Origin of the sequence: Blastococcus deserti, from assembly GCF_042682525.1 — a bacterium.
Taxonomy (GTDB): Bacteria; Actinomycetota; Actinomycetes; order Mycobacteriales; family Geodermatophilaceae; genus Blastococcus_B; species Blastococcus_B deserti.
Window position 1 is genome coordinate 292,131 of record NZ_JBHUHP010000001.1, and the last position, 13,959, is coordinate 306,089.

12 protein-coding genes are annotated in these 13,959 nt (G+C 72.5%); 8 read left to right on the forward strand and 4 right to left on the reverse strand.

Going from position 1 to position 13,959, the window contains the following annotated elements; genetic code table 11:
• Window positions 1–139 precede the first annotated feature (139 nt).
• The gene (gene groL, locus ACFSHS_RS01520) at window positions 140–1,786 is read left to right on the forward strand and encodes a chaperonin GroEL (protein WP_376870874.1); all 1,647 of its coding nucleotides are present in this window, start codon (window positions 140–142) and stop codon (window positions 1,784–1,786) included.
• A 196-nt stretch (window positions 1,787–1,982) separates the two neighbouring features.
• Here groL and ACFSHS_RS01525 read toward each other — a convergent pair whose 3' ends face one another.
• Window positions 1,983–2,282 carry a WhiB family transcriptional regulator gene (locus ACFSHS_RS01525; RefSeq protein ID WP_246982601.1) on the reverse strand — a complete coding sequence of 100 codons (300 nt, stop codon included), beginning with the start codon at window positions 2,280–2,282 and terminating at the stop codon, window positions 1,983–1,985.
• Window positions 2,283–2,628: 346 nt separating this feature from the next.
• Here ACFSHS_RS01525 and ACFSHS_RS01530 point away from each other — a divergent pair, with 346 nt between their 5' ends.
• Window positions 2,629–3,354 (forward strand): response regulator transcription factor, encoded by a 726-nt coding sequence (locus ACFSHS_RS01530; protein ID WP_458199619.1) that lies wholly within the window; start codon window positions 2,629–2,631, stop codon window positions 3,352–3,354.
• Window positions 3,355–3,735: 381 nt separating this feature from the next.
• On the opposite strand, the gene ACFSHS_RS01535 is transcribed toward ACFSHS_RS01530, so the two are convergent.
• Window positions 3,736–4,137: a DUF5319 family protein gene (locus tag ACFSHS_RS01535; protein ID WP_376870877.1), complete on the reverse strand. Its 402-nt coding sequence runs from the start codon at window positions 4,135–4,137 to the stop codon at window positions 3,736–3,738.
• Between the two features lie 125 nt (window positions 4,138–4,262).
• Between ACFSHS_RS01535 and guaB the strand changes: the two genes are divergently transcribed.
• The 3 genes from guaB to guaA are packed head-to-tail and all read left to right on the forward strand — an operon-like array spanning window position 4,263 to window position 8,490.
• Window positions 4,263–5,777 (forward strand): IMP dehydrogenase, encoded by a 1,515-nt coding sequence (gene guaB / locus ACFSHS_RS01540; protein ID WP_376870879.1) that lies wholly within the window; start codon window positions 4,263–4,265, stop codon window positions 5,775–5,777.
• 2 nt (window positions 5,778–5,779) lie between these two features.
• A complete protein-coding gene (locus ACFSHS_RS01545; RefSeq protein ID WP_376870881.1) occupies window positions 5,780–6,928 on the forward strand; it encodes a GuaB3 family IMP dehydrogenase-related protein in 1,149 nt (382 codons plus the stop codon).
• Complete coding sequence (gene guaA / locus ACFSHS_RS01550; protein ID WP_376870883.1) at window positions 6,928–8,490, forward strand: glutamine-hydrolyzing GMP synthase; 1,563 nt, start codon at window positions 6,928–6,930, stop codon at window positions 8,488–8,490. The genes ACFSHS_RS01545 and guaA overlap by 1 nt, the downstream gene beginning before the upstream one ends.
• A 213-nt stretch (window positions 8,491–8,703) precedes the next feature.
• Here the strand turns inward: guaA and ACFSHS_RS01555 are convergent, their stop codons facing one another.
• Together ACFSHS_RS01555 and ACFSHS_RS01560 are read right to left on the reverse strand one after the other, a co-directional pair.
• Window positions 8,704–9,006 carry a hypothetical protein gene (locus tag ACFSHS_RS01555; protein ID WP_376870885.1) on the reverse strand — a complete coding sequence of 101 codons (303 nt, stop codon included), beginning with the start codon at window positions 9,004–9,006 and terminating at the stop codon, window positions 8,704–8,706.
• A complete protein-coding gene (locus tag ACFSHS_RS01560; protein ID WP_376870888.1) occupies window positions 8,999–9,901 on the reverse strand; it encodes a PspC domain-containing protein in 903 nt (300 codons plus the stop codon). Before ACFSHS_RS01560 ends, ACFSHS_RS01555 begins: the two co-directional genes overlap by 8 nt.
• 180 nt (window positions 9,902–10,081) lie before the next feature.
• Between ACFSHS_RS01560 and ACFSHS_RS01565 the strand changes: the two genes are divergently transcribed.
• The 3 genes from ACFSHS_RS01565 (at window position 10,082) to ACFSHS_RS01575 (ending at window position 13,927) form a co-directional block, all read left to right on the forward strand.
• Window positions 10,082–11,287: an ATP-binding protein gene (locus ACFSHS_RS01565; RefSeq protein WP_376870891.1), complete on the forward strand. Its 1,206-nt coding sequence runs from the start codon at window positions 10,082–10,084 to the stop codon at window positions 11,285–11,287.
• Between the two features lie 79 nt (window positions 11,288–11,366).
• Window positions 11,367–12,026: a response regulator gene (locus ACFSHS_RS01570; RefSeq protein ID WP_376870893.1), complete on the forward strand. Its 660-nt coding sequence runs from the start codon at window positions 11,367–11,369 to the stop codon at window positions 12,024–12,026.
• A 311-nt stretch (window positions 12,027–12,337) separates the two neighbouring features.
• A complete protein-coding gene (locus ACFSHS_RS01575) occupies window positions 12,338–13,927 on the forward strand; it encodes a M28 family metallopeptidase (protein ID WP_376870896.1) in 1,590 nt (529 codons plus the stop codon).
• Window positions 13,928–13,959: the final 32 nt, after the last annotated feature.

Here is a 13,959-nt window from a genome sequence, read left to right on the forward strand (position 1 = left end):
GGCGGGACCCGGGACGGGGCCGTCAGCGGGGCCCTGCGACAGGGCCGTTCCAGCACCTCACGAGACCGCCCCGGGCGACCCGATCACCTCGGGCCCCGGGGCGGTTCTCTTTCGCCTGCACGACTGATCGGAAGGGCCCATGGCCAAGATCATCAAGTTCAACGAGGACGCCCGACGCTCCCTCGAGCGCGGCGTCGACAAGCTCGCCGACGCCGTGAAGGTGACGCTGGGCCCCCGCGGCCGCAACGTCGTCCTCGACAAGAAGTTCGGCGCCCCGACCATCACGAACGACGGCGTCACCATCGCCCGCGAGGTCGACCTCGAGGACCCGTACGAGAACCTCGGCGCCCAGCTGGCCAAGAACGTCGCCACGAAGACCAACGACGTCGCCGGCGACGGCACGACCACCGCGACCGTCCTGGCCCAGGCCCTGGTGCACGAGGGGATGCGCAATGTCGCCGCCGGCGCCAACCCGATGGCCTTGGGCCGCGGCATGCGCGCCGCCGTCGACGTCGTGTCCGCCCAGCTGGACAAGGCCGCCACCCCGGTCGAGGAGCGGGCCGCCATCGCCGGCGTCGCCACCATCTCCGCCCAGGACGCCCAGGTCGGTGAGCTGATCGGCGAGGCGTTCGAGCGGGTCGGCAAGGACGGTGTGATCACCGTCGAGGAGAGCAACACGATGTCCACCGACCTGGACGTCACCGAGGGCGTCCAGTTCGACAAGGGTTACCTGTCGCCGTACTTCGTCACCGATCCCGAGTCGATGGAGGCCGTCCTCGACGACGCCCTCGTGCTGCTGGTCAGCGGCAAGGTCAGCGCCCTGGCCGACCTGCTGCCGCTCCTGGAGCGGGTCCTCTCGACCGGTGGCCGTCCGCTCCTCATCGTCGCCGAGGACGTCGAGGGCGAGGCGCTGTCCACCCTGGTCGTCAACTCCATCCGCAAGACGATCAAGGTCGTCGCCGTGAAGTCGCCGTACTTCGGTGATCGCCGGAAGGCCTTCATGACCGACCTGGCCGTCGTCACCGGCGGTCAGGTCGTCAGCGAGGACGTCGGCCTGAAGCTCGACCAGGTCGGCCTGGAGGTGCTCGGCACCGCGCGGCGGGTCACCGTCACCAAGGACGACACCACGATCGTCGACGGCGGGGGCACCACGGAGGCCATCGCCGACCGCGTGGCGCAGATCCGCCGCGAGATCGAGGCCACCGACTCCGACTGGGACCGCGAGAAGCTCCAGGAGCGCCTCGCGAAGCTCGCCGGTGGCATCGGCGTCATCCGCGTCGGCGCCGCCACCGAGGTGGAGCTCAAGGAGCGCAAGCACCGCATCGAGGACGCCATCGCGGCCACCCGCGCGGCGGTCGAGGAAGGCGTCATCCCCGGCGGTGGCTCGGCACTGGTGCACGCTGCCCCGGCGATCGACGGGCTCGACCTCTCCGGCGACGAGCTGACCGGTGCCCGGGCCGTGCGCGCGGCGCTCGACGCCCCGCTGGCGCGGATCGCGGAGAACGCCGGCTTCGAGGGCCGCGTCGTGGTGAGCCGGGTGCGCGAGCTGGGGGACGGTCAGGGCTTCAACGCCGCCACCGGCGAGTACGGCGACCTGACGGCCCAGGGCGTCATCGACCCGGTCAAGGTCACCAAGGCCGCGCTCAGCAATGCCGCCTCCATCGCGGCGATGGTGCTCACGACCGACTCCGCGGTGGTGGAGAAGCCCGAGGAGGAGCACGAGCACGCCGGTGCGGGGCACCACACCCACGGGCATTCGCACGGCGGCCACGGGCACAGCCACTGAGCCGAGCGCTCCGGTGAGTTGATCATCGGCGGGTGGTCGCCTCCGACGGCGTGTCGGGCAGCCACTCGCCGATGATCAACAGCGGGGACACGAAGAGGGCGGGCCCGGAGGAATCCGGACCCGCCCTCTCGTCGTACATGGTCCCGTCCCGGGTCCCGCCCCGAGCTCGCGAAGGGTAGGGGGACGGGGTCCTTTCTCAGACGCCGGCGGCGACGGCGGCCGGCTCGGCGGCGATCAGCCGCGCCCGCTCCTCCTCGCTCATGCCGCCCCAGACCCCGTACGGCTCCCGCACCGACAGTGCGTGCTTGAGGCAGGCGTCGATGACCGGGCACCGCGCACAGACCGCCTTCGCGGCGGTCTGCCGCCGGGCGCGCGCCGGACCACGCTCGCCGTCGGGGTGGAAGAAGAGGGAGGTGTTCTCGCCACGGCACGCGCCGTGGAGCTGCCAGTCCCAGACCTCGGCCACCGGCGTCGGGAGCCTGCGAATGTCGGCCATGTCTCCTCCAGGGCTCGATGAGCCGGAGGGGGGCTGTCCGGCTGCAAGGGGCCCGGTGCCCTTGGCCCTGCATGGTCAAACACGTCGAGATCGCAACTTTTCGCCCGATGTTTCCTCGCCGCCGCCCTCACCCCCGGGAGTGAGGGCCGCTGTCGTAGCCCGGACGTGTCGATCAAGGTGGGTTCTGGACGCGTCGGTTCCGGAGGGAAGTGCACCGGGATCACCCGCCGCGACCAGCGCAGAGGTGGTGGCTCCCGACCGGGGGCGCCACCCGAGCGGCACCGTCCGGGTGTCCCCGGCGGAAGGTCCCGGGCGGCAGCCGGCCGGGGGGAGCGAGGAGCACGGCGTGATCGACGACAGGATGCGGGGGCCGGTCAACGGCGCCACTGTCTGGGTGTACGACGAGCGCCGGCGGGTCCGGGACGACGTCGCGTCACGTCTGGTGGCCCTGCCGTTCGTCGGCCGGGTGGAGGTGGTCGGTGACGCCGCGTCGCTGCTGTCCCGGCTGGCCACCCGTTCGCCCGACGTGCTCATCGTCGGCACCCAGCGCGCCGTCGACACCGGGCTCAGCGCCGCCACCCAGGCACTGCGCGCCTACCCGGGCCTGCCCGTGCTCGTCCTCGGTGCACCCGACGACGCCGAGAGCGTCCGGGCCGCCGTCGCCTTCGGCGCCCGCGGCTACCTCCGGTGGGACGCCAGCCCGATCGAGATGGGCCTCGGTCTGTCCCGCGTGGGGCTGCGTGCCGACGGCGGCCGCATCCCGCAGCACGCTGTGCCGGCCCAGACGAGCGGCGTACCCGCGTGGAGCGGCGCGGCGCCGCTGGTCGGATCGGCCCCGCCGACGGTGCGCTCGACCGTCCGTGAGGCGGCGCCGGCCGCGAGCCTGTCCATGCGTGAGATGCAGGTGCTCACCGGCATGAGCCAGGGGAAGAGCAACGCACAGATCGGCCGTGAGCTCTACCTGTCCGAGGACACCATCAAGACCCACGCGCGCCGGCTGTTCCGCAAGCTCGGCGCCAAGGACCGCGCCGAGGCGGTTGCCACCGGCTTCCGTCGCGGCATCATGACCTGACGGCGCCATCCCGACGATCACCACCCACTGAGGGCTGTCTCCGCCGGTCGGAGGGCAGCTTCCGAGCGTGCTGATCCGCCGAGCCACGGGGGTTCGGGCCGAGTGGGCCCCGATGGGTTCCGCGCAGGCGGGACTCAGCGGCTCGACGCAACAGGGGTACGGCCCTGGCCCCGGTGCGGTCCGGAGGATCGCGGTGTCATCGCGGTGCGGTCCGGAGGATCGCGGTGTCATCGCGGTGCGGTCCGGAGGATCGCGGTGTCATCGCGGTGCGGTCCGGAGGATCGCGGTGTCATCGCGGTGCGGTCCGGAGGACCGCGGTGTCATCGCGGTGTCATCGCGGTGTCACCGCGGTGTCCTCCGGAGGGACGACGGTGTCGTCGCTCAGTCGTCGCGGGAGTGGCGGCCGCCGCCCTGCCGGCCGGAGGGTTCCTCGCGCTCGGCGGTCGCGGCGACGCCGTCGGCGTACCCGCTGGCGTAGTCCCAGCTGACGTAGTCGTCGGGGTTCGGGTCGAACGGCGGCTCGTGCCGGCCGGTCTGCCCCTCGTCCAGCAGCTGGCGCAGGTTGGCCTGCATGAGCGCCCAGTCGACGTGGTGCTCCTCGTCGCAGTCGGGGCAGTCGACGACGATGCCCTTGATGCCGGTCGGCTCGAGCAGCGTGCGGAACACCTCGAGCTCGGCCAGGTCGTCCAGGACGCCGGCGCGCTCCTCCATCGTCAGCGGGGGCTGACCCGCCGGGTCGAGGGGCCCGAACTCGGAACCGGAGGTGTCGTCGAACGGAGTCACGGTTCAACCGTAACGGCCCGACGGACATCACACCGCCCCCCGAGGGCCGCCGCCTACGATCGGGTGCAGTCCTCCCGCGCCCGGCGAGGGGTGCCGACCCGATTCCGCGAAGGGTGGCCGCGCACATGCAGCCCGACTCCGTGCCCGAGCTGCCGGCGAAGTTCGCCCCGCTCGGGTTGACCTACGACGACGTCCTGCTCATCCCGGGAGCGTCGGACATCGTGCCCACCGAGGTCGACACCAGCACCCGCCTCACCCGGCGGATCCGGCTGGCGGTGCCGCTGCTCTCCAGCGCGATGGACACCGTGACCGAGGCCCGCATGGCCATCGCCATGGCGCGGGTCGGCGGCGTCGGCGTCCTGCACCGCAACCTCTCCGCCGAGGAGCAGGCCGGCCACGCCGACCTGGTCAAGCGCTCCGAGGCCGGCATGGTGACCAATCCGGTCACCTGCTCGCCGGAGAACACCCTCGCCGAGGTCGACGCGCTGTCGGCCCGCTACCGCATCTCCGGTGCCCCCGTCGTCGACGCCGACGGCGTGCTCGTCGGCATCGTCACGAACCGCGACATGCGGTTCGAGACCGACCAGAACCGGCTCGTGCGCGACGTCATGACCCCCATGCCGCTCGTCACCGCGCCGGTGGGCGTGGACCCCGACACCGCCCTCGGGCTGCTGTCCCAGCACAAGGTCGAGAAGCTGCCGCTCGTCGACGCGGCCGGGCGGTTGCGCGGCCTGATCACGGTCAAGGACTTCGTCAAGCGCGACCAGTTCCCCAACGCCACCAAGGACGCCGACGGCCGGCTCGTCGTGGGCGCGGCGGTGGGCGTCGGCGACGACGCCTACAAGCGGGCGGGGCTCCTCGTGGACGCCGGGGTGGACGTCCTCGTCGTCGACACCGCCCACGGTCACCAGCGCGCCGTCCTCGACATGGTCGCGCGGGTCAAGAAGGACTTCGGCGGGGAGAACGGCGTCGAGGTGGTGGGCGGCAACATCGCCACGCGCGCCGGCGCCCAGGCCCTGGTCGATGCCGGTGTGGATGCGGTCAAGGTCGGCGTCGGCCCCGGCTCCATCTGCACCACCCGGGTCGTCGCCGGCGTCGGGGTCCCGCAGGTCACCGCCATCTACGAGGCGTGGCTGGCGGCCGGGGCGGCCGGTGTGCCGGTCATCGCCGACGGCGGGCTGCAGTACTCCGGTGACATCGCCAAGGCGCTGGTCGCCGGCGCGGACACCGTGATGATCGGCGGCCTGTTCGCCGGGGTCGAGGAGGCGCCGGGCGAGCTGGTCTTCATGAACGGCAAGCAGTACAAGACCTACCGCGGCATGGGGTCGCTGGGCGCGATGCAGAAGCGCGGCAACCAGTCGTTCAGCCGGGATCGCTACTTCGCCGACGACGTGCTCTCCGACGACAAGCTCGTCCCGGAGGGCATCGAGGGGCAGGTGCCCTACCGCGGCGCCCTGTCCGGAGTGGCCCACCAGCTCGTGGGCGGCCTGCGGGCCTCCATGGGGTACGCCGGCGCGGCGACGATCGCCGACCTCAAGGAGCGGGGCCGGCTGACCCGCATCACGTCGGCGGGGCTCGTGGAGAGCCACCCCCACGACATCCAGATGACCGTCGAGGCCCCCAACTACCGGGGGCGCTGAGCATGAGCGCGCGCGACACCGTGGAGATCGGGCTCAACCGCTTCGCCCGCCGGGGCTACGACCTCGACGAGGTCTCGATCGTCCCGTCCCGCCGCACACGGGACATGGACGACGTCTCCACCGCCTGGCAGATCGACGCCTTCCGGTTCGACATCCCGCTCGTCACCAGCCCCTCGGACGCGGTGGTCAGCCCGGCCACCGCGATCGCCGTCGGCCAGGCCGGCGGCCTCGGCGTGCTCAACGCCGAGGGACTGTGGACCCGGTACGACGACCCCGGCCCGGCGTACCGGCGGATCCGGGAGGCGGCGGGCGACGGAGCTCCGCCGGTCGCGGTGCTGCAGCAGGTGTACGCCGAGCCGGTCAAGCCCGACCTGATCACCTCCCGCATCAAGGAGATGCGCGACGCCGGGGTCACCACGTCGGTGCGGGTGTCGCCGCAGCACACCGCGCAGCTGGCCCCGACGATCCTGTCGGCGGGCGTCGACCTGCTGGTCATCCAGGGCACGATCGTCTCCGCCGAGCACGTGACGACCCAGGGCGAGGCGCTGAACCTCAAGGAGTTCATCGCCGACCTCGACGTCCCGGTGATCGTCGGCGGTGCGGCGAACTACACCACCGCGTTGCACCTCATGCGCACCGGAGCCGCCGGCGTGATCGTCGGGGTGGGTGCCGACACCTACTCCACCACCGACACGGTCATGGGCATCCGGGTGCCGCTGGCGAGCGCGATCGCCGACGCCGCCGCGGCCCGCCGCGACTACCTCGACGAGACCGGCGGCCGGTACGTGCACGTCATCGCCAACGGCCGGATCGAGACCAGCGGCGCCATCGCCCGGGCACTGGCCTGCGGCGCGGACGCCGTCCAGCTGGGGGAGCCGCTGCGCGCCGCGGCGGAGGCGCCGGCGGGTGGCATCTGGTGGGACTCGGTGGCCGCCCACCCGCGGCTGCCCCGCGGCGGGACGTCGGCCCCGATCCCTCCGGCCGGCTCGGTGCACGACGTCCTCCTCGGCGCGGCCGAGAGCGCCGACGGCCGGACCAACCTGTTCGGCGCGCTGGCCCGCACGATGGCCAAGACCGGCTACCGGGACCTCAAGGAGTTCCAGCGGGTGGACCTGGTCATCGGCGGCTACGAGCCCGTCCAGGACGACTGATGGACTTCCCGACCGTCCTCGTCGTCGACTTCGGCGCGCAGTACGCCCAGTTGATCGCCCGCCGGATCCGCGAGGCCGGCGTCTACTCGGAGATCGTCCCCAGCGACGTCCCCGCCGAGGAGATCGTCGCCCGCAAGCCCGCCGCGATCGTGCTGTCCGGCGGGCCGTCGAGCGTCTACGCGCCCGGCGCGCCGCAGGTCGACCCCGCGCTCTTCGAGTCGGGCGTCCCGGCGTTCGGCATCTGCTACGGCTTCCAGGCGATGGCCCAGAGCCTCGGCGGGTCGGTCGCGCACACCGGCGACCGCGAGTACGGCGGCACACCCCTGACGATCACCACCCAGGGTCGGTTGTTCGGTTCGCTGCCCGTGGAGCAGTCGGTCTGGATGAGCCACGGGGACGCCGTCAGCGAGGCGCCGCCCGGGTTCACCGTGACGGCGACGTCGACCGGTGCCCCGGTGGCCGCGTTCGAGGACGTCGACCGCAAGCTGGCGGGCGTCCAGTTCCACCCGGAGGTGCGGCACACCGCTCACGGTCAGACCGTGCTCCAGCACTTCCTCTTCGACATCGCGGGCCTCGAGCCGACCTGGACGATGGCCAACGTCGTCGAGGAGCAGGTCGAGCGCATCCGCGCGCAAGTCGGCGAGGGGCGGGCGCTGTGCGCGCTGTCCGGCGGCGTCGACTCCGCGGTCGCCGCGGCCCTGGTGCAGCGGGCCATCGGCGATCGCCTCACCTGCGTCTACGTCGACCACGGGCTGATGCGCGAGGGCGAGACCGAGCAGATCGAGCGCGACTTCGTCGCCGTCACGGGCGTCGACCTGCGGGTGGTCGACGCCCGCGAGCAGTTCCTCGGAGCGCTGGCCGGCGTCTCCGATCCCGAGGAGAAGCGGAAGATCATCGGCCGGGAGTTCATCCGGGTCTTCGAGCAGGCCGCTCTCGACGTCGTCGGCGACGCCAAGGAGCACGGCGACACCGTCGACTTCCTCGTGCAGGGCACGCTGTACCCCGACGTCGTGGAGTCCGGCGGTGGCACCGGGACGGCGAACATCAAGAGCCACCACAACGTCGGCGGACTGCCGGAGGACCTGCAGTTCACCCTTGTCGAGCCGCTGCGCACGCTGTTCAAGGACGAGGTCCGCGAGGTCGGCCTCCAGCTCGGGCTGCCCGAGGCGATGGTGTGGCGCCAGCCGTTCCCCGGGCCGGGACTCGGCATCCGGATCGTCGGCGAGGTGACGCAGGAGCGCCTGGACACCTTGCGCAGGGCCGACGCGATCGTGCGCGCCGAACTCACCGCCGCCGGCCTGGACCGCGAGATCTGGCAGTGCCCGGTGGTGCTGCTGGCCGACGTCCGGTCGGTCGGCGTCCAGGGCGACGGGCGCACCTACGGCCACCCCGTCGTGCTGCGGCCGGTGTCCAGCGAGGACGCCATGACCGCGGACTGGACCCGGCTCCCCTACGACCTGCTGGCGCGGATCTCCACACGGATCACCAACGAGGTGCCCGAGGTCAACCGGGTGACGCTGGACGTGACGAGCAAGCCCCCCGGCACCATCGAGTGGGAGTGAGGACCCCGCTGCCCCCACTGCTCGCGAGCTCGCAGCGGGCACCCGCAGCGGGGCCGCTCCAGCACCTACCGTCCTGAGCCCTCGCTGACGCTCGGGCCGGGCCCCTGCAGCGGGGCCGTTCCAGCCCGTCGCCGCGCCGGCGTCGTGCCCGGACAGCCGACAGGGCCCGGGGAGCGGTCGCTCCCGGGCCCTTCGGACATCCGCGCCGCCTGCTCAGCCGCGGCGGCGCCGGGCCTTCTTCACCTCCGAGATGAGCAGCGCGACCCCGCCGCCGATGAGCAGCAGCCACACCAGGCCGCCGTCCGCCCAGAGCCCGAGCGAGAAGTCCACTCCGGCCATCAGGGTGATCGCCAGGACGACGAAGAACAGTCCGGGGATCAGGGCGCCCATGTTCACGGCCCGGCGACTCGGCGGGGCCACGTCCTCGGTCGACAGCGGGGTCACCGTCTGCCAGTCCCGGAGCTGCTGCTCCTGCCATGCGGTGGGTGTGGTCGGGAACTCGCTGTAGTCAGTCACGGGACACCTCCACGTCTCCCACGCCGGAGTCGATGGTCAGGACGAACTCGGGCTCGCCGTCGTCGGTCCACGACCGGGAGCCGGAGCCGGGGAAGAACCCCTCCGTGTCCGACCCGAGGTCGAAGACGTCGACGTCACCGACGCCGTGCTCGATCAGGAGCTGCACGTCGGCCGAGGGGGGGAACACGACGCTCACGTCGCCGACGGCGTGCTCCAGACGGGTGGTGACCGGATCGCCGGAGATCCCCTGGTCGAGCTGCGTCAGGTCGAGGGTCAGGTCGCCCACGCCGCCGCGGTAGACCTCGCGCACCTCCGCGACGGTGGCCGGCCGGTAGGTCCGGTCGCCCACATCCGCATGGGTGCTGCTCCAGGGATGCGACGACGCCGCGGCCAGGGCCAACGAGAGGACCACACCCAGCGCGATGAGCCCGCCGCGGGCGCTGCGGCCGCCGGTGAACGCGGCCACGACCAGGCCGAGGCCCACCACGAGCAGTGCGGAGCCGAGGAAGCCGCGGGCGCCGATGTCCCAGTCCGTGACGTTGGTGATCAGGGCCAGCAGCCCGACCACGATCAGCAGGCCGGCGACGGTGATGCGGGGGATCGGCGAGCGCGGTTCCGCCGGGGCGGGCGCCGCCGTCTCCACCGCGGTGCCGGGAGCCGGATGCGGTCCGGCGGGCATGAGCACCCAGAGCAGCAGGTAGACGACGATCCCGGTGCCGCCGGCGAGCGTCAGGGCGACGAAGCCGACCCGCCAGAGCAGGGCGTCGATGCCGCTGTAGTCCGCCAGGCCACCGCTGACGCCGCCGAGGATCTTGTCGGTGCGGCTGCGGCGCAGCTGCGGGCGGACGGGCGGCGGAGGCACGGGTGGCGGGGGCGGCCAGGACGGCGGCTCCATCGGTGGGACGGGGGGCGGTGCTGCGGGGGGCGGTGCGGATGTCATGGGCAGAAGACTGCCGACCTGGGCGGACGGAATCCATCAGGGAACGCCCCCATCCGACCCTGGAACACCGGCGTCCGGTCTTCCAGGGTGATGACCCGTGTCGGAGGCGGGGGCGGCGGTGCGACGATCGAGTACGTGACCACCCCTGCGACCGAGGCGCTGGTGCGCCCGGCGACCGAGCGACCCCCGTTGGCGCGCCCGCGCTCCGGGCGGCTGCTCGCCGGCGTCGCGGCGGGCACGGCCGCCCACCTGCGGCAGGACCCGATGGTGGTGCGGGTCGCCTTCGTCGTCCTGGCGACCACCGGTATCGGCGTCGTCATGTACGCGCTGCTCTGGCTGACCATGCCCGTGGCGGCGGCCGGCGACGAGGAGCCGGCTCCTGGCGCCTTCCCCCTCGGCGCGCACTCGGGGAAGCGGCAGCTGCTCACGCTCGTCGTCCTCGGTATCGCGGGGATCGTCATCGTCGGCCAGGTCTCCCGGTTGGGCAGCGGCGAGTTCGTGCTGCCGCTCGTGCTCGTCGCGGTCGGGCTGGCGGTCATCTGGCGGCAGCTCGACACCGACCGCACCCTGGCCCTTCCCGGGGTCCGTTGGGCGCTGGCCGGTGGCGCCGCGCTGGCCGCCGGGGGCGTGATCCTGCTCCTGGCCACCACCGGCCAGCTGGCCAACGCCCGCAACGGGTTCGCCGCGACCCTGGTCATCCTCACCGGCGTCGTCCTCGCCACGGCGCCGATCTGGCGGCGGCTGCTGACCTCCCGGGACGAGGAGCGTGCGGCTCGCATCCGGTCGGAGGAACGGGCCTCCGTCGCCGCGCACCTGCACGACTCCGTGCTCCAGACCCTGGCGCTGATCCAGCGGCACGCCGAGGACCCCCAGGCGGTCAGCCGGCTGGCCCGCAGCCAGGAACGCGAGCTGCGCGCGTGGCTCTACGACCCGCCGGTGGTCCGCGAGGGCGGCACGTGGGCCGGTCTGGTCGCCGGCATGGTCGCCGACGTCGAGGCCGACCACGCACTCCTCGTGGACCCGGTGGTCGTGGGGGACGCCCCGATGGACGAGCCGCTGGCCGCGCTGGGTGCGGCCACCCGCGAGGCCCTGGTCAACGCCGCGAAGCACTCCGGCGCCACGGCCGCCGACCTCTACACCGAGGTCACCGCCGACCGGGTGTCGGTCTTCGTCCGCGACCGCGGCAAGGGATTCGATCCGGCGACGGTGCCCGACGACCGGCGTGGGCTGCGCGACTCGGTCAGCGGCCGGCTGACGCGGCTGGGCGGGACGGCGGTGGTCCGGTCGGCACCGGGGGACGGGACCGAGGTGGAGCTCGTGCTTCCCCGGGTGGCCGCATGAGCGGACAGGGGCGTGAGCATCGCAGCGAGGAACGAGCGAGGAGCGGAGCGCTCCGCGGGAGCGGATCGAGGAGCACGGCATGAGCGCGCCCCGGGTGTTCGTGGTCGACGACCACGCGATGGTGCGTGCGGGTGTGCGCGCGGAGCTGGGGGACGACGTCACGTTCGTCGGCGAGGGCGCCGACGTGCCCTCCGCGGTGGAGGGGATCCGCGCCACCCGCCCCGACGTCGTCCTCCTCGACGTGCACATGCCGGGCGGAGGTGGCCGGGCCGTGCTGGAGACCTTGCGGGCGGAGCTGCCCGAGGTGCGGTGGCTGGCCCTGTCGGTCTCCGACGCCGCCGAGGACGTCATCGCCGTCATCCGGGCCGGCGCGCGTGGCTACGTCACCAAGACCATCTCCGGACCGGATCTGCTGGACGCGGTGCGCCGGGTGGCGGACGGGGACGTGGTATTCAGCCCGCGCCTGGCCGGTTTCGTGCTGGACGCCTTCGCCGCCGGAGGCGCGGCAGCACCCGAGCCCGCGGAGGAGTCGACCGACCCCGGGCTCGACCTGCTCAGCTCGCGCGAGCGCGAGGTCATGCAGTTGCTGGCGCGCGGCTACACGTACCGGGAGATCGGCTCGCGGCTGTTCATCTCGGTCAAGACCGTCGAGTCCCATGCCTCGAACGTGCTCCGCAAGTTGCAGCTGTCCAACCGCAACGAGCTGACCCGCTGGGCGGCCACGAATCGCCTGCTCTGATGGCGTAGCGGTCCGTCATGGACGGTGCACCTGGCGTCATCTGATCGTGCCGGGTGCGCCGAGGCTCCCGGTGGAGAACGAGCCGGTCGGCCTCCTGTGGATGGTCTCGTCCGCGCCGCCGGCCAGATCGAGCCACGGACGCTCCTTCGTCCGAGTGGCGGGCGCCCCCTGTACGCAGGCTCCGGGCAGGAAGATCCTCACCCCATCGGAAACCGGGGAGTGTCCGGCGGCCCACGCCGTCCGTCCGGACAGGACGAAGGGGGAACGGGATGACCGATCGGCGAACCAGGTCCGCGAGGACGGCCTCCAGGGTGCTCGCCGCGGGCGCGGGCGGGCTGCTGGTGGCCTTCGCGCTACCGACGACCGCGGCCGCCGCGCCGGACGGCAAGGGGTGCGAGAACCGCAACAACAACACCTACGAGAAGCTGCTCGATTGCGTGACCCTCGAGGGCGTCATGGAGCACCTGCAGGCGTTCCAGGACATCGCGACCAAGAGCCAGGACCCGGTCTACCCCGGCACCCGCGCCGCCGGCACGGAGGGCTACACGGCCAGCGTCGAGTACGTCTCCGGCCTGCTCGAGAAGGCCGGGTACCAGGTGACGCTCGATCCGGTCGAGATCACGTTCAACTTCCCGGCGACCCTGCGTCAGCTCACGCCGGTCGAGGCCGAGTACGAGACCGGTGTCTTCACCGGCAGCGGCTCGGGCGCCGTCGAGGGGAAGGTGATCCCGGTCGACATCAACCTGGAGAAGGGCCCTGAGGCGGTCTCGACCAGCGGCTGCGAGCCCGAGGACTTCGCCGCGCACGACTGGAGCGGGCCGGCCGACATCGCGCTCGTCCAGCGCGGCACGTGCTTCTTCGGCACCAAGGCGTTCTACGCCCAGCAGGCCGGCGCCGAGGCCGTGGTCATCTTCAACCAGGGCAACACCCCCGACCGGGAGGAACTGATCGTCGCGGACGCGACCAGCGTCGACGAGCCGATCCCAGGGGCGCCCGGACCGGTCACGCACGGCATCCCGGTCGTGGGCGCGAGCTTCGCCGACGGCCAGGCCCTGGCGGCGGAGGGTGCCACGGCCTTCGTCGAGGTGCTGCCGGCCGAGACGCGCACCGACCACAACGTCATCGCCGAACTGCCCGGCGAGACAGCGGACAACGTCGTCATGGCCGGCGCCCACCTCGACAGCGTGACCGAGGGGCCGGGCATCAACGACAACGGCTCGGGGTCGGCCGCGATCCTCGAGACCGCGCTGATGATGGCCGACACCAAGCCGGTGAACACGCTGCGGTTCGCCTGGTGGGCGGCCGAGGAGCAGGGGCTGGTCGGTTCGGCCGACTACGTCGAGGGGCTGTCGCAGGAGGAGCGCGACCGCATCGCGCTCTACATGAACTACGACATGGTCGGCTCACCGAACTACATCTTCATGGTGTACGACGCCGATCAGTCGACGTTCCCGGCTCCTGAAGGCGTCACGATCCCCGAGGGCTCGACGGCCATCGAGGACCTCTACGAGTCCTACTACACCAAGATCGGGGAGCCCTACGACGACACCGAGTTCTCCGGGCGCAGCGACTACGAGGCGTTCATCCTCGCCGGCATCCCGTCCGGTGGCCTGTTCACCGGCGCCGAGGTGATCAAGAACGAGGAACAGGCCGCGCTCTGGGGCGGCACCGCGGGTGAGCAGTTCGACCCGTGCTACCACGAGGCCTGCGACACGATCGAGAACCTCGATCAGCACGCACTCGACGTCAACAGCGACCTGATCGCCTTCGCCATGCTGACGTTCGCGTACTCCACGGAGACCGTGAACCAGGTGCCGGGCAAGGAGGTTCCGGGCAAGCCCTTCGAGCTCCCGGAGCCGGCCGGGCCGGAAGGCACGTTCGTCGTGGAGGAGACGCCGTAGGCGGATCGGCGACACCGACCACGGGGCCGGCC

What these genes read in the sequence shown, in the direction of transcription:
- groL (WP_376870874.1), top strand. Translation starts at nt 140, where the DNA reads ATGGCCAAGATCATCAAGTTCAACGAGGACGCCCGACGCTCCCTCGAG.
- ACFSHS_RS01525 (WP_246982601.1), bottom strand. Translation starts at nt 2,282, where the DNA reads ATGGCCGACATTCGCAGGCTCCCGACGCCGGTGGCCGAGGTCTGGGAC.
- guaB (WP_376870879.1), top strand. Translation starts at nt 4,263, where the DNA reads ATGCAGCCCGACTCCGTGCCCGAGCTGCCGGCGAAGTTCGCCCCGCTC.
- ACFSHS_RS01545 (WP_376870881.1), top strand. Translation starts at nt 5,780, where the DNA reads ATGAGCGCGCGCGACACCGTGGAGATCGGGCTCAACCGCTTCGCCCGC.
- guaA (WP_376870883.1), top strand. Translation starts at nt 6,928, where the DNA reads ATGGACTTCCCGACCGTCCTCGTCGTCGACTTCGGCGCGCAGTACGCC.
- ACFSHS_RS01560 (WP_376870888.1), bottom strand. Translation starts at nt 9,901, where the DNA reads ATGGAGCCGCCGTCCTGGCCGCCCCCGCCACCCGTGCCTCCGCCGCCC.
- ACFSHS_RS01570 (WP_376870893.1), top strand. Translation starts at nt 11,367, where the DNA reads ATGAGCGCGCCCCGGGTGTTCGTGGTCGACGACCACGCGATGGTGCGT.